A 17,329-nucleotide genomic window follows, 5' to 3' on the forward strand; every position below is an offset into this window, starting at 1 on the left:
TATCGTCTTTTGGCTTAAATGGTTTTTATTTTTTTAAAAGTATGGCAGCTTCTTTTGCAAAATAAGTCGAAATTAGACTGGCTCCTGCACGTTTGATACACATCAATTGCTCCATCATAATTTTGTCGTGATCCAACCAACCTCTTTCGGCAGCGGCTTTGATCATGGCGTATTCACCCGATACGTGGAAAACAGTTACTGGGACATTTACCGCGTTTTTTACTTCGCGAACGATATCCAAATAGGCGATACCTGGTTTTACCATCACCATATCGGCTCCTTCTTCGACATCAGATAACGCTTCTTTGATGGCTTCGATGCGGTTGGCATAATCCATTTGATAGGTTTTCTTGTCTTTTGGAACGGCTACTTTGGATTCTCTTGGTGCACTGTCCAAAGCATCGCGGAAAGGCCCGTAAAAAGCCGAAGCATATTTGGCCGAATAACTCATAATCCCAACATGATGAAATCCTGCTGCGTCCAATCCTTCACGCAAACGCAAGACCCGTCCGTCCATCATGTCTGATGGCGCTACAAAATCGGCTCCCGCTTGTGCGTGTGAGACCGCCATTTTTACCAAAGCTGCAACAGTAGAATCGTTTTCGACATCGCCATTGGCAATAATTCCGTCGTGACCGTAAATAGAATAGGGATCCAAAGCCACATCCGGCATTACAATCATCTCCGGACAAGCCGATTTGATAGCGCGAATAGCTTGTTGCATCAAACCGTTTGGATTCCATGCTTCAACACCTTCATTGTCTTTTAAATCTTCGCTCACTTTTACATAAATATTGACTGCACGAATTCCTAAATCGTAAATTTCTTTGACTTCTTTTACTGTCAAATCAATAGAACGACGGAAGATTCCTGGCATAGAAGGAATAGCAACATTTACATTTTCTCCTTCTGCAATGAACATCGGGAACATAAAATCGGTTGGACTTAATGTAGTTTCACGAACCAAACTTCTGATGGATTCGTTGACTCTTAAACGGCGGTTTCTGTGTAATGGGAACATAATAATTTTAGGTTTTAGTCCCGAAAGCTAGCGGGAGCAGATTATATGATTTATAATATTAAAGTCCTGTTTTTTGATGAATGGTTTCGAACACTTCTTTTACTTTCTTTGGAGGATCAAAACGATATCCTACCGTAACATTTAAAGTCGAAACAGTATCATTCAATTGTATTTTGGCGTCACTATTTTGTATAAAAGCAAAGTAATTTATATTTAAAAATGTAAAAAACGAATCGGTATTGTATCCTGCTTTAAAACTAGTACTTGACTCCAAAATACCCGAAATATCACTGTCAATATTACTAATTCCGCCTCCGATAGACAAACCTGCCGATAGTAAAACCCTGTTATTAATTACAAAATTATAATAATAGGATGGCGACAGTGTCATTTCGAAAATGTCACTTTGTGAATTTGGATTTCCATCATTCAAATCTAGATTGGTATAAAAGAATGAAAAATTCGGGATAAAACTTCCGGAACTTTTGGTTTGCCATTCTTTTTGATTCGCTATTGTTTTAAATGAAAAATTAGGATTAAAAATATATGAGGTTACTCCACCAACTTTTGTTGATCTTAACCTCTGAAAAGGAATTGTTAAGTTATCTTCCTTCACATAAAACCCTTTTTGATTGATAAAACTCAGCGTCTGCATCCATTGGTTTACGATGAATCGTGTACTGATATTAAACAGTTTTGAACTGCCGTTGTCTTTGTTTACATCAAAAAACTGTGGTGAAAATCCATAAGAGATATCGGCAAATTTATAGGAAACACTCATTCCTATTTGTTCTCTCCGATTTGGAATTAAGTTCAAAGTCGTTTTGGTTCCGTCAGTATTGATGTTCACGAATTGAAAATTATTAGAAACATCCAAATAATACAAACTGGCAATGACTTTGTCATCATACGTTTTGAAATACGGATTGGGAGCAGTACTTTCTTGAGCATAACAGTCAAGAATACCACCAATCAGAATCAACCAAAACGTTTTTATAACCATTCCTTTGGATTTTCTAGTGTTCTAATTAATTTCTCTTCTTCACTTCCCGCTTTGGGATGATGGTCATATACCCATTGCACGTGCGGAGGTAAACTCATCAAGATACTTTCTATTCGACCGTTGGTTTTTAAGCCAAACAAAGTGCCCTTGTCGTGTACCAAATTGAATTCGACATAACGGCCACGACGAATTTCTTGCCACGTTCTTTGTTCTGGAGTAAAGGGTAAATTTTTTCTTTTTTCAACTATCGGAACGTAGGCTTCTAGGAAACTATTTCCAACTTCGCTAACAAAGGCAAACCAATTTTCCATAGACATGTCGTCCGTTGCTTTGCAATAATCAAAGAATAAACCGCCAATTCCCCTGGCTTCGTTTCTGTGCGCATTCCAAAAATAAGCGTCACATTGTTTTTTGTATTTTGGGTAAAATTCGGGATTGTGTTTGTCGCAAGCGGTTTTGCAAGTTTGGTGAAAATGAATCGCATCTTCTTCAAACAAATAATAAGGGGTTAAATCCTGTCCACCACCAAACCATTGCTGAATCACATTTCCATTATCATCGTACATTTCGAAATAGCGCCAATTGGCATGAACCGTTGGTACCATTGGGTTTTTTGGATGCAAAACCAAACTCAAACCGCAGGCAAAAAAATCGGCTTCGCCTACATTGAACATTTTTTGCATGGCATCGGGTAATTTTCCGTGTACTGCCGAAATGTTGACGCCACCTTTTTCAAAAACTGCTCCGTTTTCGATTACACGGGTACGACCACCACCGCCTTCTGGACGATCCCAAAGGTCTTCACGGAATTTGGCTTGGCCATCAACGGTTTCCAATCCTGTGCAGATTTGGTCTTGAAGATTTTGTATGTATGCGTAAAATTTATTTTTCATTCGTATATTCATATAATTCCATATCTAAGGAAAGTTCATAGGTTGGGGTAAATTCATCAACAAGTGTTCTTTGCCAAACAAAACCATTATTTTCAGCTACTTTAATACTTGCCAAATTGGTTTTGTGCGCTATGATTTGAAGGATTTCCAAATTTAATTCGTTGAAAGCATAATTCGAAATGGCTTTCACGGCTTTCGTCACCCAACCTTTACGTTCATATTCTTTGCCTATACAATAAGCTATTTCTGCTTGTTTGGTTTGCCAATCTACTTTTTTGAGAATAACAAGTCCCATTATAGTTTGGGTTTCCTGCTCTTTTATCGCAAATGTAAAACCAGATTTGATTTCAAATTCGATTATTTTACTTTCAATATAATTTTCGGTTGCTTCCAATGTCAAATTACTTGAAAGCGTTTTAGGAAAATACCTTTTGAATCTTTCGGCATTAGTGATCATTAATCTACTAAGACTTTTAGTGTCTCCTGTCTCTAATGGTGCAATATGGAAAGCTTCTTGTTTATTCATTAGTAGCTCTAGCGACAGCTATTTTGTTAAAAATCCCAAACGAAAAGGTCTTGCTTTCTGCTTGGACATAATTGTAAATGGCAATTGCTTTTGGTGAAAAATCAAACTGACTTTCATTAGAAAAAGCGACTAAAAAATCAGCAAATAACTCCAACTGATTCCAGTCAAAATTAAGGCGTTGTAAATGAACGATTAATTCTTCTTTGCTAAATTCAGTAAGACTTTCGATATTTATTCCTAAGTCTTTTAAGTCATTTTCTAATAACAGAAGGTCTTCTAAATTCCAAAACTTAGGCACACAAACCAACGACATCAACTTTTTGAGTAGATTATCAATTCGAATACTTTCTTGGTCTCTTAGGCCTTTGTTGAGCATTTATTATTCTATTTTGTTATCCTGCAAGGTTTTTTCAAACCTTGTAGGTATTACTTTCTGATAGTCGCACTCAAACATACCTACAAGGTTTGGAAAAAACCTTGTAGGAGATTTACTAAAAACTGCCTACTAATTTCCGTATTCCTTCACCGCATCAATAAATGCTTTGGCGTGATCTACTGGAATATTTGGTAAAATTCCGTGCCCTAAATTAACGATGTATTTGTCTTTTCCGAACTCGTCAATCATTTCATGGACCATTTTCTTGATAACTGGAATTGGAGAAAGCAAACGACTTGGGTCAAAATTTCCTTGTAAAGTGATGTCTCCTCCAGAAAGGTATCTGGCATTTCGTGGGGAACACGTCCAATCTACTCCTAATGCCGAAGCTCTACTTTTACCCATTTCACCAAGGGCAAACCAACATCCTTTTCCGAAAACAATTACTGGTGCATCATCGGCCAAGGCTTCAACGATTTGATTAATGTATTTCCAGGAGAACTCCTGATAATCAACAGGAGAAAGCATTCCTCCCCAAGAATCAAAAATCTGAACGGCATCTACTCCCGCTTTTACTTTTTCTTTTAGGTATAAAATGGTGGTATCCGTGATTTTTTGCAATAAAACATGAGCCGCTTCTGGATGTGTAAAACAAAATCCTTTGGCGGTATCAAAACTTTTAGAACCTTTTCCTTCAACTGCATAACAAAAGATTGTCCAAGGTGAACCAGCAAAACCAATTAACGGTACTTCGTCATTCAACATTTCTTTGGTTAATTTGATGGCGTCCATCACATAGCCCAAAGTTTCCTGAATATTAGGAACAATCACTTTTTCTACATCTTGAATAGTACGAATCGGATTTGGCAAAAACGGTCCAAAACTTTCTTTCATCAAAACCTCAATTCCCATGGCTTGTGGCACTACCAATATATCCGAGAATAAAATAGCAGCATCGGGAGCAATTCTACGTATAGGTTGCACCGTAATTTCGGCAGCCAATTCTGGGGTTTGACAACGGGTGAAGAAATCATATTTGTCACGCAACGCGATGAATTCTGGTAAATATCTTCCAGCTTGACGCATCATCCAAACAGGTGGACGTTGTACTGTTTCTCCTTTTAAAGCTTTTAAAAATAAATCGTTCTTTATCATTTTTTATTCGTTTTTTTAATTCCCCCTTCGGGGGTTAGAGGGATTACTTATATTCTTCAATCACGTCTTCAATCACGTCTTCAATACTAGGTTGATCTGCGACGATGATGTTTTTTGTTATTTTATCTAATGCTTCTGCGGTAGTTTCGCCTATGCAAAAGCAGATTTCTTTCTTTATACTATTGTCTTTCAAGTAACTTTCTACGCCTGAAGGACTGTAAAACAATATGGCATCGATTTTCTCCTTAATTTTTATTGGAGTCAATAGCGTTTCGTAAACCTGAATCTCATTGAATTTTATTCCTGCTTCATTTAGTGCTTTTGGAAGTGTTTCTTTACGCAGATTTCCACTAAAAAATGTGTAGCTTTCTTGGCTATAAATCAAAGCAATAATTTCGGCTAAGTCAGCAGCATAACCCGTGTAGGCCACTACGTTAAAACCAGCTTCAGATAATAGAATTTTTGTTTTTAGTCCAACGCAAAAAACGTTCTTGGTTTTCAAATCGTCAACATTTGCGTTTTCCAAAACACTTTGTGCTGCATTTTGACTGGTAAAAATCAAATTGTCGTTGATGGCATTGAGTTCGAATTTTTGCTTTTTAGTCGAAATGAAATCCTCCTCGAATACTTCAAAATCAGCACTTAAAAGTTGCAGTCGCTGAATATCCGTCAGGGTTTTAGTGGATAATAAAACTGTTTTATTCATTTTTTATTTATTGATTCATTCTGAAAAAAGCTAATTGTTTCTCTTTTAGCCCCGATAGAAGGGAAAATCCCGAGCTTTTTTTGCGAGGATTTACTTCACTATACTTTTATTTTCATAGGAGTTCAGTGAACTTCGTTTGGAATGAGAGCGGGAACCCAACTTTCCAAAAAGGCACCATCTTTCGCTCCTTATTTTTTCAAACTCTCTTTTATGCTTGCCATCAGTTGGTCTCCTCCTTTTTCGAGGATTTCTTTAGCAGAGTTATATCCTAGTTTTTTCCATTCTTCGATAGGCACAATCTTGTTCACTTCGATTCTTTGTTTTCCGTCGAGTGAAAATAAAACGCCTTCAAAATGGATTGTATCTTGGTCTTCATCGTATTTTGCTAGAGCTCCAATTGGTGCTGTACAACCGCCTTCGAGTGTTTTTAAAAATTGCCTTTCGATGTGCGTACACACTTCGGTTTCTATATCATTTAATTGTGCAACAGCATCTCGGCAGAATTCGTCGTTTGCCATAGCTACAATTACCATCGCTCCTTGTGCAGGTGCAGGAATCATCCAATCAAGGTTGATGTAATTTTCTGGTTTTAAATTGATGCGTTCTAGGCCTGCAGCAGCAAATACAGCTCCGTTCCAATCGTTTTCTTGTAGTTTTTGCATGCGGGTATTTACGTTTCCACGCAAATCAACTACGGTGTGATTGGGATATTTATTCCACCATTGGGCTTGACGACGCAAACTTCCAGTAGCGATAGTTGCTGAATTGTTGAGAAAATCAAGATTTCCTTTATGTACCAAAATATCCAAAGTATTGGCTCTTTCCAGAACCGCTGCCTGAACAATACCAATAGGCAATGCTGTTGGAACATCTTTCATAGAATGCACCGCAATATCTACTTGACCATTAATCATGGCAATGTCAAGGGTTTTGGTAAAAATCCCTGTAATTCCCAATTCATACAAGGGTTTATCCAGAATAATGTCACCCTGAGATTTAACGGCAATAATTTCGGTTTTATAGCCTAAATCGTTTAGTTTTTTTTCGACTGTGTGGGCTTGCCATAAAGCGAGTTCGCTATCGCGGGTTCCTATGCGTATAGCGCCCCTGGTTTCCGAAGGGGAAGCTGTTGAAGTGGAATTTGATTTCTTATTCATTAAATTAAACTGTTATACTACTTTAATAGTAGTTCCCCCTTCGGGAGTTAGGGGGCTAATTTGAAATACTTTTTCGATCCAATCAATGCTTTCATCTACCAGAGTATCTTCATTCTTGAGATGGTTGGCAAAATGGGTGGTGATTTTTTGGATTATTCTAGAACTGATTATTTCAGCTTGTTCTTCGTTGAAGTTGGATAACTTTTTACTTTGAAAAACCAATTCTGATTTTTTAATATCGTTTAATTTTTCTTTTAAGGCATTTATGGTTGGAGCAAATTTTCTTAATTTAGTCCAAGCTATAAATTCTTCTTTAATTTCTTCTATAATGGCTTCAGCAGCAGGAATATGTGTTTTTCTGTTTTCCAAAGTTTCATCTGTCATTTGCGATAGATGATCCATATGTATTAAAGTAACGCCTTCTAGGTCTTTTACATTTTCATTTACATTTTTTGGAATCGACAAATCCAAAATTAACAACGGTTTTTTCAAATTCAAAATGGCTTTGTCAATTGTCGGATTTTGTGCGCCTGTAGCCACCACTACTACATCTGCTTTTTGTAATTCTAGATGCAATTTGGAGTAATCTTTAACAATTAGATTCAATTTTCCAGCTAATTTCTCTGCTTTGTCTTTGGTTCTATTGATTAAAGTGATATGCTCATTTTTGGTATGCTTTACTAAATTTTCACAGGTATTTCGTCCTATTTTTCCTGTTCCAAAAAGCAATATATTTTTGTTTCCAATGTCAGGAACGTTTTTCATTATGTATTGAACCGATGCAAAAGATACAGAAGTAGCACCGGAACTGATTTCGGTTTCGTTTTTGATTTTCTTGCTGGATTGTATTACTGCATTCACCAATCGTTCCATAAAAGCATTAGCCAATCCCATAGCTTTTGCTTCGGCAAACCCATTTCGTATTTGACTAATGATCTCGAAATCGCCTAAGATTTGACTATCTAGACCAGTTCCTACGCGAAATAAATGTGATATCGCCTCTTGATTTTTGAAAACATAGGCTACTTTTTGAAAATCTTCTACGGTACCATTACTGTTCTCGCAAAGCAGTTTTATCAATTGAAAAGGGTGTTCGGCATAACCATAAATCTCTGTTCTATTGCAGGTTGAAGTAACAAATAGACTTTGTATTCCTTCATTTTTGGCTTGTTCGAGCAAACGTGTTTTAGCTACAGTGTCTAAACTAAATTTACCCCTTATTTCGGCATCGGCTTTTTTGTAGCTAAGCCCAATGGAATAAAAATATACGTTTTTAAGTACGTTGGAATTTTTCATATATACACTATAACTTAAGTTTAACAAAACTATAACTATCCTTTTTATAAAAGTAACGCTAAAAGTTCTTTTTGTGTCGCTGAATGTTTTTTTAGATTTAATTCGTTATTTTTTAATAAAAACTATTACTTTTGCACTGTTTTTGAGGGTTTAAATCCGTGTTAATTAGAATGATTCCAAATAAAAGCAACTGATATTTATCATATTTAATTTAAAAAAACATCGCTATGGGTTCAGTAGATACTATAACAATTGAAGATGATTTTACCCTAATCCGTTTTCAAAATGACAGCGAGACTGCTTTTTTTGCACAACGGGAACTTAGTAGCGGTTTGATACAGTTTCATTTTGGATTAAAAGGCAGTGCAAAATTTTTATTCAATCAAGGTAATTATGCATTAGAATTGAAAGAAGAAAAGTCTTTGCTTTTGTATAATCCTCAAACAGAATTACCGCTTAATTTAGAATTGGCTCCAAATTCTTGGGTGATTTCTGTGATTATCTCAATCAAAAAATTCCACACTTTATTTTCTTCAGAAGCCAATTACATCACTTTTTTGAGTGATGACAATAAGGATAAAAAATATTATAAAGAAGATGATATTAGCCCTTCTATGGCAATTGTATTGAGTCAATTGTTTCATTATAGTTTGCATCCTTCTATTAAAAACTTGTATTATAAAGGGAAAGGATATGAATTATTGAGTTTGTATTTTAACCGTTCCGAAGATCCAAATGCAGAACAATGCCCTTTTTTAATAGATGAAGATAATGTTTTTAAAATTAAAAAAGCCAAGGAAATTATTATTACTAATATGGTCGAACCTCCGGGTTTACAAGAATTAGCAGATGAAATTGGCTTGACTTTGAAAAAGCTTAAATTGGGTTTCAAACAAATTTATGGTGATACCGTTTATGGTTTTCTGTTTGATTATAAAATGGATTATGCTCGTAAATTATTGGATAGCGGCTCCTATAATGTCAATGAAGTAGGATTGAAAATTGGATATAGTACGGGGAGTCATTTTATTGCAGCATTCAAAAAGAAATTTGCAACAACACCCAAAAAATATTTGATGTCTATTAATTCAAAACTTTAACTGTTTTGGTAAACAGCCAAAAGCATCAGCTTTCTATATCAAACAATAATTAAATAATAGTTAACTTCAATTTATTCAATAGTAAGTTTAGTTACTTTTGAAATATCAAAAAATAAAATCGAAATATGAAAGGCGTATTATTAGTCAACTTAGGTTCACCAGAAAGTCCAACTCCAAAAGATGTAAAACCTTATTTAGATGAGTTTTTAATGGACAAATATGTGATAGATGTTCCATATTTGTTAAGAGCTTTATTAGTTCGAGGAATTATTTTACAAACAAGACCAAAAAAATCAGCGGCAGCTTATGCAAAAGTTTGGACAGATGAAGGCTCGCCTTTAGTAGTAATTTCCAAAAGAATGCATGAAAAAGTAAAACCTCAAGTTGATGTACCAGTAAGTTTGGCAATGCGTTACGGAAAACCTTCGATATTGTCCGGTCTTCAGGAATTACACGATAAGGGAGTAACCGAAGTTTTGCTTTTTCCTTTATACCCGCAACACGCCATGGCGTCTACTACTACTATATTGGTTTTGGCAGAGGAATTACGTAAAAAACATTTTCCGGAAATGAAATTTACTATTGTTCCTGCTTTTTACAACAAACCTGATTATATTAAAAACCTTGCTGATTCTATCCAAAAGAGCTTAGAAACTTTTGAATACGATCACTTGTTGTTTTCATATCATGGCATACCGGAGCGTCATGTTCGTAAAACGGATGTAACCAAATCACATTGTAAAATTGACGGCTCTTGTTGTAATACACCTTCGCCTGCTCATGAATTTTGTTACCGCCATCAATGTTATGAAACCACAAAACAGGTGGTTAAGCTTTTAGGCATTTCGGAAGATAAATACAGTCAAACTTTTCAATCTCGATTGGCTGGAGATAAGTGGTTAACGCCTTACACTGATGTTGAAGTCAATAAAATGCCTGAGAAAGGAATTAAGAATCTAGCAGTTGTTACGCCAGCATTTGTTTCGGATTGTTTGGAAACTCTTGAAGAAATTGCCATGGAAGCCAATCATCAATTCAAGGAAAACGGTGGTGAAAATTTCTTGGCTATTCCTTGTTTGAATGATAGCGACGAATGGTGTGCAACAGTAAGCAATTGGATTAATGAATGGGCGAAAAACTAGTTGATTTTTGATAACAGATTTCTATAGTTTTCTGAAAAAAGGAATGAAAAATTATTTTGTTGGATCAATACTATTCGCTTTCAGTTCAAAATAATAAAATCGTAATCACAAATTCAAATGGCCATAACCTCCGAAGAATTAGGTACGCAAGACATAAAAAAACTCTTGATTAAACAAGCGGTTCCTTCTTCTATCGGTATCCTTTTTATGTCTGTTAATATTCTTATTGACACGATTTTTGTCGGACAATGGATTGGATCTCTTGCTATTGCAGCACTAACGGTTGTTTTGCCAATAACATTTTTGATTTCATCTTTGGGAATGGCAATTGGAGTAGGGGGAGGTTCGGTGCTTTCTCGAGCTTTGGGCTCTAATAATCGAGAGAAATCCAAACACGTTTTTGGAAATCAGATTGTGTTGACATTTTTATTGTCGACTGTTTTTGCACTAATTGGTCTTTTTTTTAGTGATCAAATGCTGTTGCTTTTTGGAGCGAAAGGGGCAATTATGAAACCCGCCAGAGAATTCTTTATCCCAATCATCATTTGTGTTCCATTTTTGGCACTTTGTATGATGGGAAACAATATTATAAGAGCCGAAGGTAAAGCCAAATTTGCTATGGTTGCCATGATTGTTCCTGCTTTTGCCAATATAGCACTTGATATTGTTTTTATTAAATGGATGAATCTGGGCGTATTTGGTGCGGCGATGGCTACTTCTATATCTTATTTTATGTGTTTTCTATTCGTGCTTTGGTTTTTTATATCCAAAAGCGAATTACAGTTAAAGGCAAGACATTTTAAATTTCAGAATCCAATTTTAAAAGAAATCACCGAATTGAGTTTTGTAACCTTCTCTAGGCAGGGAGTAGTTAGTATATTGGCTATTATATTAAATCACACTTTGTACAGTTATGGAGGAGAACATTCTATAGTTGTCTATGGTATTATAAGTCGAATGTTGATGTTTGCTTTGTTTCCAATTTTGGGTATAACACAAGGGTTTTTACCTATAGCAGGTTATAATTATGGTGCCAATAACGTGGAAAGAGTTCGAGAAAGTGTGATTATTTCCATTCAATATGCTGCTATTTTAGCTACTATTATTTTTGTTTTGATTTTATTTTTTGCCGAACCAATAGTTAGTATTTTTACAACCGATCTCCGAGTGATTAGAGAAACACCAAATGCTTTGCGATGGGTTTTTGCGGCATCGCCCATTATTGCCATACAACTTATTGGAGCCGCTTATTTTCAAGCCGCGGGAAAAGCGAAGAAAGCATTGCTATTGACACTGACCAAACAAGGCTTTTTCTTAATACCTTTAGTGCTTATTTTACCACATTTTTTAGGTATTTTTGGAGTGTGGATTGCTTTTCCTATTTCGGATGTATTGTCTACTATTATAACCGCTTATTACCTAAAAAAAGAAATGAATATTAAACCCAAATTTGCAACTAATGGAGTATTATAATTATCTAAAATCGTTACACCTTATCTTTGTTATTACTTGGTTTGCTGGTTTATTTTATATTGTTCGACTATTTGTTTATCAAATAGAAGCTGCTGATAAACCTTCACCAGAAAAAGAAATTTTGCAAAAACAATACAAAATAATGTCTTATCGTTTGTGGTACATTATTACATGGCCCTCAGCAATTTTGGCGAGTATTTTTGCTTTTTGGATGCTATTTTTTACCGATATCGGAGCTGCTTGGTTGCAAATGCCTTGGATGCATGTTAAACTTCTTTTTGTCTTTATATTATATTTGTATCATTTAAAATGCCAACAAATTTTTAGACAGTTGCAGGACGATGTAGTGAAATATAGCACCAATTTTATGAGATTGTGGAACGAAGTAGCTACTATAATTTTATTTACAGTAGTTTTTTTAGTGATTTTAAAAAATGCTGTAAACTGGATTTACGGAGTAATAGGAATCTTTGTGTTTTCGATTTCTATAATGTTAGGTTTTAAATTTTATAAAAATATAAGAGAGCGAAATAAATCGTAATTATGTTTGAAAATTTCAAGATTCCTTTAATATCATTACGGGTCAGAATCTTTCTGTCAATGATTTTTTTAATCATAACTACTTCTATAATATTAATTACCATTTCGATTGTACAACACAAAAATACTACCAAAAAATACAATTTAGGACTCATAGAAAACAAAGAAAATTATGTAAAAAAGCATATCAATTATATGCTTTCAAATACTACTTTTCCTTTGACGAATGAGAATATAAAAATTATTTTCAAAGATAAAATTTATGAAATATCAGACATTCAAAACGTTGAAATTCAAATTTATTCTTTGGATGGTAATCTGTTAAAATCATCTAAGGAATCCTTTTCTGTTCAAAAGCAAACTCCCGTAATTTCAAAATTCATAATTCGATTGGTAAATGCTTCAATTGACAAAAGATTTGTTGAAATCAAAACAATCAATGGTATCAAATACCGATCAGCATATAGTTTAATAAAAAACAAAAAGTTTAAACCCATTGGTATTCTAAAATTACCTGATATTCCAGATAATGGGTATTACGAAAGAGAGTTAAATAATTTTTTAATTCATTTAGCTCAAGTATATTTTTTTATGATCGTAATTGCTTTTGGTTTAGCTTATATTCTTTCTTCCTTTATTACTAAACCTATTTATGCTTTTGCTGAAAAACTAAAAGAAACCAGTTTAAATCAAAAAAACGAAACAATTCCTTTTTCTGGAAAAATAAAAGAAATAAATATGCTATTGCTGGCATACAACAGAATGATTGAGGAACTCGAAAGAAACGCAATTGTACTGGCTCAAAACGAAAGAGATTTAGCTTGGCGGGAAATGGCTAAACAAGTGGCTCACGAAATTAAAAACCCATTGACGCCTATGCGTCTTACAATTCAAAGTTTCCAGCGCAAATTCAATCCTGAAGATCCAAATATTAAACAAAAACTAAATGATTTTTCGGAATCTTTAATTCAACAAATTGACACCATGAGTGCCGTTGCTTCTGCATTTTCTGATTTTGCTTCTATGCCTTTGCAAAAAAATGAGGTATTGAATGTAGTTGAAATAGTTGAACTCACATTGGATATTTTTCATGAAGATTACATTGTTTTTGAATGTGATGACAAAGAAATTATCTGTAAAATAGATCGTACTCAACTCATACGGATTATCACAAATTTAGTCAAAAATGCCACACAGGCTATTCCTGAAAATCAAGAAACAAAAATGATACTCGTTTCTATAAAACGTTCATTTGATCAAGTCATAATTTCGATAAAAGATAATGGAACAGGAATAAATCCTGAACATACTGACAATATATTTGAACCAAAATTTACCACAAAAAACAGTGGCATGGGTTTAGGACTTGGAATCATCAAAAACATAATAGAAAACTACAACGGAACAATTACCTTTGAAACCAAATTTGGAAAAGGAACTATTTTTACTGTAACGTTACCAATAATTAACTCATAACTAAAAATATAATGAATTACGAGAACCTTTTAATTTCAATAGAAAATAATATTGCTACGGTGGTAATCAATAGACCAACGAAACTAAATGCCTTGAATATTGCTACAATCAAAGACTTGAATAAAGCTATTAAAGTATTGGGTAAAAATAAAGAAGTCCAAGTGATTATTCTTACTGGAAGTGGAGAAAAAGCTTTTGTTGCCGGTGCCGATATTTCTGAGTTTGCCCATTTTACAATTGAGGAAGGAACTCAACTGGCTTTTCAAGGGCAGGATATGCTATTTAATTTTATTGAAAATCTAAAAACTCCTGTCATTGCTGCTATAAATGGTTTTGCACTGGGGGGCGGATTAGAGTTAGCCATGGCTTGTCATTTTAGAGTAGCTTCTCATAACGCAAAAATGGGATTGCCCGAAGTTTCTTTGGGTGTGATTCCGGGTTATGGAGGAACACAACGTTTGCCACAATTAATTGGTAAAGGGCGTGCTATGGAAATGATTATGACTGCTGGAATGATTTCTGCTGACGAAGCTAAACAATACGGCTTAGTTAATCACGTCGTTCCACAATCCGAATTATTAGAATTTTGTGCTGGAATTGCCCAAAAAATCATGAAAAACTCTCCTTATGCCATTGGAAGAGCCATTAAAGCGATTAATGCTAATTTTATAGATGGTAAAAATGGCTATGAAATTGAAATTAAAAATTTTGGAAAATGTTTTGGAACCGAAGATTTTAATGAAGGTACCAAAGCTTTTTTAGAGAAAAGAAAAGCAGTTTTTACCGGGAAATAGGTTTTAATTCAAAAAAATATTAAGTAAAAAGGCTATTCAAATTAATTTTGGATAGCCTTTTTCTAATATTAAATCTTTGAGGTAATAAATTTTTATTCGTTTTATTTATTTGATATTACTACTTTTCTTTTTTTGAAAACTATGATTTTTTATTTAACAAAAAGAAAATTTTTAAGACTTTTGGTTTTATAATAAATTAACAGCCACAATCATTTCCGCCGCAATTTTTTTTCGATTTTTTTTTGAAGAAGAATTTTCGAATTAAAAAAGCTATTGCAATGCTGAGTACTAAAAAAGCTATTATTTCCTGAAACATAATCTTTTATTTTAATATTTGAAAAGCAATCAGTGCTATGAAATAGGCTAAACCACTCATAATTATTAGTTGTCCAGCGGGCCATTTCCAAGAGTTAGTTTCTTTTTTGGTAATGGCTAGTGTACTGGCACATTGCATGGCAAAAGCATAGAATAACAGTAATGATATACCTGAAGCAAAATTAAATATTTTCTTTCCAGTCACTGTATTTACTTCAGCCGCCATTTTGTTTTTAATAGTGTCTTCATTATCAGATCCACCCACGCTATATATTGTTGCCAAAGTCCCTACAAAAACTTCTCGAGCTGTAAAAGAACTGATGATGGCAATCCCAATTTTCCAATCGTAGCCCAATGGAGAAATTATTGGTTCTATACCTCTTCCCATTAAACCAATATAGGAGTTTTCTAGTTTTTGTGAAGCAACAGCATTGTTAAACTCGGATAGTGTTAATGGGTTTTCTTTGTGGCTTTCCATTATTATTTTTTCTGCGTTTTTAAACTGTTTTCCTGGCCCGTAAGAAGCCAAAAACCATAAAACTACGGATATTGCCAAAATGATTTTTCCTGCGCCAAAAACAAAGGCTTTCGTTTTTTCGATTACATTGATTGCCACATTTTTAAATAAGGGTAATTTATAATTGGGCATTTCGACCACAAAAAAAGTTTTGCCTTTTACTTTTAAAATACTATTCAAAATATAAGCCGCCAAAATTGCGGTTCCAAAACCTATAACATACAAAAGCATCAATGTTAAACCTTGTACATTCAATATTCCTAAAACATAAGTATCAGGAATAACTAAACCTATAATAATGGCATATACGGGTAATCGTGCCGAACAGGTAGTAAATGGTGTTACTAATATGGTGATTAAACGTTCTTTCCAGTTTTCTATATTTCGAGTAGCCATAATTGCTGGAATTGCACATGCTGTTCCAGATATTAAAGGAACAACACTTTTGCCCGAAAGTCCAAAACGACGCATAATTTTGTCCATCAAGAAAACAACACGACTCATATAGCCACTTTCTTCTAGAATGGAAATAAATAAAAATAAAAAAGCAATTTGTGGGATGAAAATTAATATCCCTCCAACTCCTGGAATAATTCCCTGTGAGATTAAATTGGTTAGCATGCCGGCCGGTAAATGTTCACTCGCTAAGGTGCTTAAATTTGCAAATGTGGTATCAATAAAATCCATTGGTATTTTTGACCATTCGAATATGGATTGAAATATTACAAATAAAATCAGGAAGAATATAACATAACCCCAAACTTTGTGAGTGAGTATTCGGTCTATTTTGGATCGGAAATCTTTGGCCAAACTGGAATCAATTTTTAAACCAACTTTTAAAACATCATTAATAAATTGATACCGTTTAATGGTTTCTTTTTGTTGCAATCGCTTCAAATCAGAATGTGTTTTTGTAAAAGAACTGCGGATTTCATTTCGTTCTAAATTCAAAAAGTTTACATCTTGAGTGATGACTAACCACAATTTGTACAACAATTGATTGGGAAATGCTTGTCGTAAGCTTTCAAAATAAGGAGCGTCAATTACTGATGCATTCAAACAAGGTTCGCTCGATATGGTTTTGTAGGTTACTATTAAATTTTTTAATTCTTCTATTCCATATCCTTTTCTGGAACTGATCAGCGCAATTTTTGTTTTTAAGCGTTCTTCAAGATACGGTATATCAAGTGTAATTCCTTTGGATTTCATTCGATCTGCCATATTGATGACTAGAATGGTAGGAATTTCAAGGTCTTTTATTTGTGTATATAGGAGTAGATTTCGTTTTAGATTTTCGACATCTGTGACTACTAAAGCTACATCTGGATAGAGGCGGTCATTTTTGTTGAGTAGTAATTCGATTACGACACTTTCATCAATAGAACTGGCGTTTAAACTGTATGTTCCCGGTAAATCAAGAATATTGGCTTTGATATTATTGGGTAGTTTGCAAAAACCTATTTTTTTTTCTACTGTAATTCCAGGATAATTACCCACTTGTTGATTTAATCCCGTAAGTTGATTAAAAACCGAAGTTTTACCTACGTTTGGATTTCCAATTAAAGCAACGTTAATGTTCTTTAAACTCATATTTTTTTGTTATTAATGAGTTCCACATTAATAAGTTTGGCTGTTTCAATACGGATGGCTAGATGGGAACCATTAATATCCAAATACAATGGATCTCCAAAAGGAGCAATTTGTAGTAATTCGACTTCATTGCCAGGCAAACAACCCATTTCGAGTAATTTCAATGGAATAACATCAATATCAAAATCCAGTATAATGGCTTTTTGGCCTTTTTTGAGAGAATGTATCGTTGTTCGCAAAGCTTATTTA

The 17,329-nt window shown here is 34.3% G+C and carries 17 protein-coding genes; 6 read left to right on the forward strand and 11 right to left on the reverse strand.

Annotated features, from left to right (window positions below; genetic code table 11):
* Positions 1-25: 25 nt before the first annotated feature.
* The 9 genes from hemB to hemA all read right to left on the reverse strand — a co-directional run bounded on the left by hemB (position 26) and on the right by hemA (position 8,133).
* Positions 26-1,021 (reverse strand): porphobilinogen synthase, encoded by a 996-nt coding sequence (gene hemB, locus OZP06_RS08010; protein ID WP_269224417.1) that lies wholly within the window; start codon positions 1,019-1,021, stop codon positions 26-28.
* A 58-nt stretch (positions 1,022-1,079) separates the two neighbouring features.
* Positions 1,080-2,024: a DUF4421 family protein gene (locus OZP06_RS08015; protein ID WP_269224418.1), complete on the reverse strand. Its 945-nt coding sequence runs from the start codon at positions 2,022-2,024 to the stop codon at positions 1,080-1,082.
* Entirely contained in the window at positions 2,015-2,917 is a 903-nt protein-coding gene (gene hemF, locus OZP06_RS08020) for an oxygen-dependent coproporphyrinogen oxidase (protein ID WP_281324457.1), read from the reverse strand. The genes OZP06_RS08015 and hemF overlap by 10 nt, the downstream gene beginning before the upstream one ends.
* Positions 2,907-3,443: a GNAT family N-acetyltransferase gene (locus tag OZP06_RS08025; protein ID WP_269224419.1), complete on the reverse strand. Its 537-nt coding sequence runs from the start codon at positions 3,441-3,443 to the stop codon at positions 2,907-2,909. Before OZP06_RS08025 ends, hemF begins: the two co-directional genes overlap by 11 nt.
* Complete coding sequence (locus OZP06_RS08030) at positions 3,436-3,819, reverse strand: hypothetical protein (protein WP_269224420.1); 384 nt, start codon at positions 3,817-3,819, stop codon at positions 3,436-3,438. The genes OZP06_RS08025 and OZP06_RS08030 overlap by 8 nt, the downstream gene beginning before the upstream one ends.
* Positions 3,820-3,948: 129 nt before the next feature.
* A complete protein-coding gene (gene hemE / locus OZP06_RS08035; RefSeq protein ID WP_269224421.1) occupies positions 3,949-4,974 on the reverse strand; it encodes a uroporphyrinogen decarboxylase in 1,026 nt (341 codons plus the stop codon).
* Positions 4,975-5,017: 43 nt separating this feature from the next.
* Positions 5,018-5,680 (reverse strand): uroporphyrinogen-III synthase, encoded by a 663-nt coding sequence (locus OZP06_RS08040; protein ID WP_269224422.1) that lies wholly within the window; start codon positions 5,678-5,680, stop codon positions 5,018-5,020.
* A gap of 188 nt (positions 5,681-5,868) precedes the next feature.
* Positions 5,869-6,837 (reverse strand): hydroxymethylbilane synthase, encoded by a 969-nt coding sequence (gene hemC, locus OZP06_RS08045; protein WP_281324458.1) that lies wholly within the window; start codon positions 6,835-6,837, stop codon positions 5,869-5,871.
* Positions 6,838-6,849: 12 nt separating this feature from the next.
* Entirely contained in the window at positions 6,850-8,133 is a 1,284-nt protein-coding gene (gene hemA, locus OZP06_RS08050; protein ID WP_281324459.1) for a glutamyl-tRNA reductase, read from the reverse strand.
* A gap of 227 nt (positions 8,134-8,360) precedes the next feature.
* On the opposite strand from hemA, the gene OZP06_RS08055 reads away from it, so the two are divergent.
* The 6 genes from OZP06_RS08055 (at position 8,361) to OZP06_RS08080 (ending at position 14,658) form a co-directional block, all read left to right on the forward strand.
* A complete protein-coding gene (locus OZP06_RS08055; protein WP_269224423.1) occupies positions 8,361-9,233 on the forward strand; it encodes an AraC family transcriptional regulator in 873 nt (290 codons plus the stop codon).
* Positions 9,234-9,358: 125 nt separating this feature from the next.
* Positions 9,359-10,375, forward strand: coding sequence for a ferrochelatase (gene hemH, locus OZP06_RS08060; RefSeq protein WP_269224424.1), 1,017 nt, complete (start codon positions 9,359-9,361; stop codon positions 10,373-10,375).
* 117 nt (positions 10,376-10,492) lie between these two features.
* Entirely contained in the window at positions 10,493-11,848 is a 1,356-nt protein-coding gene (locus tag OZP06_RS08065; RefSeq protein WP_281324460.1) for an MATE family efflux transporter, read from the forward strand.
* A complete protein-coding gene (locus OZP06_RS08070; RefSeq protein ID WP_269224425.1) occupies positions 11,835-12,389 on the forward strand; it encodes a CopD family protein in 555 nt (184 codons plus the stop codon). Before OZP06_RS08065 ends, OZP06_RS08070 begins: the two co-directional genes overlap by 14 nt.
* Positions 12,390-12,448: 59 nt before the next feature.
* On the forward strand, positions 12,449-13,864 hold the full coding sequence (locus OZP06_RS08075) for an ATP-binding protein (RefSeq protein WP_269224426.1): 1,416 nt from the start codon (positions 12,449-12,451) through the stop codon (positions 13,862-13,864).
* A gap of 11 nt (positions 13,865-13,875) precedes the next feature.
* The gene (locus OZP06_RS08080) at positions 13,876-14,658 is read left to right on the forward strand and encodes an enoyl-CoA hydratase-related protein (RefSeq protein WP_281324461.1); all 783 of its coding nucleotides are present in this window, start codon (positions 13,876-13,878) and stop codon (positions 14,656-14,658) included.
* A gap of 322 nt (positions 14,659-14,980) precedes the next feature.
* On the opposite strand, the gene feoB is transcribed toward OZP06_RS08080, so the two are convergent.
* Positions 14,981-17,080, reverse strand: coding sequence for a ferrous iron transport protein B (feoB, locus tag OZP06_RS08090; RefSeq protein ID WP_281324463.1), 2,100 nt, complete (start codon positions 17,078-17,080; stop codon positions 14,981-14,983).
* The gene (locus OZP06_RS08095) at positions 17,077-17,319 is read right to left on the reverse strand and encodes a FeoA family protein (RefSeq protein ID WP_269224428.1); all 243 of its coding nucleotides are present in this window, start codon (positions 17,317-17,319) and stop codon (positions 17,077-17,079) included. The genes feoB and OZP06_RS08095 overlap by 4 nt, the downstream gene beginning before the upstream one ends.
* Positions 17,320-17,329: the final 10 nt, after the last annotated feature.

Source organism: Flavobacterium sp. IMCC34518 (assembly GCF_027111095.2).
GTDB classification, from domain to species: domain Bacteria; phylum Bacteroidota; class Bacteroidia; order Flavobacteriales; family Flavobacteriaceae; genus Flavobacterium; species Flavobacterium praedii.

What these genes read in the sequence shown, in the direction of transcription:
- hemB (WP_269224417.1), bottom strand. Translation starts at nt 1,021, where the DNA reads ATGTTCCCATTACACAGAAACCGCCGTTTAAGAGTCAACGAATCCATC.
- OZP06_RS08015 (WP_269224418.1), bottom strand. Translation starts at nt 2,024, where the DNA reads ATGGTTATAAAAACGTTTTGGTTGATTCTGATTGGTGGTATTCTTGAC.
- hemF (WP_281324457.1), bottom strand. Translation starts at nt 2,917, where the DNA reads ATGAAAAATAAATTTTACGCATACATACAAAATCTTCAAGACCAAATC.
- OZP06_RS08025 (WP_269224419.1), bottom strand. Translation starts at nt 3,443, where the DNA reads ATGAATAAACAAGAAGCTTTCCATATTGCACCATTAGAGACAGGAGAC.
- OZP06_RS08030 (WP_269224420.1), bottom strand. Translation starts at nt 3,819, where the DNA reads ATGCTCAACAAAGGCCTAAGAGACCAAGAAAGTATTCGAATTGATAAT.
- hemE (WP_269224421.1), bottom strand. Translation starts at nt 4,974, where the DNA reads ATGATAAAGAACGATTTATTTTTAAAAGCTTTAAAAGGAGAAACAGTA.
- OZP06_RS08040 (WP_269224422.1), bottom strand. Translation starts at nt 5,680, where the DNA reads ATGAATAAAACAGTTTTATTATCCACTAAAACCCTGACGGATATTCAG.
- hemC (WP_281324458.1), bottom strand. Translation starts at nt 6,837, where the DNA reads ATGAATAAGAAATCAAATTCCACTTCAACAGCTTCCCCTTCGGAAACC.
- hemA (WP_281324459.1), bottom strand. Translation starts at nt 8,133, where the DNA reads ATGAAAAATTCCAACGTACTTAAAAACGTATATTTTTATTCCATTGGG.
- OZP06_RS08055 (WP_269224423.1), top strand. Translation starts at nt 8,361, where the DNA reads ATGGGTTCAGTAGATACTATAACAATTGAAGATGATTTTACCCTAATC.
- hemH (WP_269224424.1), top strand. Translation starts at nt 9,359, where the DNA reads ATGAAAGGCGTATTATTAGTCAACTTAGGTTCACCAGAAAGTCCAACT.
- OZP06_RS08065 (WP_281324460.1), top strand. Translation starts at nt 10,493, where the DNA reads ATGGCCATAACCTCCGAAGAATTAGGTACGCAAGACATAAAAAAACTC.
- OZP06_RS08070 (WP_269224425.1), top strand. Translation starts at nt 11,835, where the DNA reads ATGGAGTATTATAATTATCTAAAATCGTTACACCTTATCTTTGTTATT.
- OZP06_RS08075 (WP_269224426.1), top strand. Translation starts at nt 12,449, where the DNA reads ATGATTTTTTTAATCATAACTACTTCTATAATATTAATTACCATTTCG.
- OZP06_RS08080 (WP_281324461.1), top strand. Translation starts at nt 13,876, where the DNA reads ATGAATTACGAGAACCTTTTAATTTCAATAGAAAATAATATTGCTACG.
- feoB (WP_281324463.1), bottom strand. Translation starts at nt 17,080, where the DNA reads ATGAGTTTAAAGAACATTAACGTTGCTTTAATTGGAAATCCAAACGTA.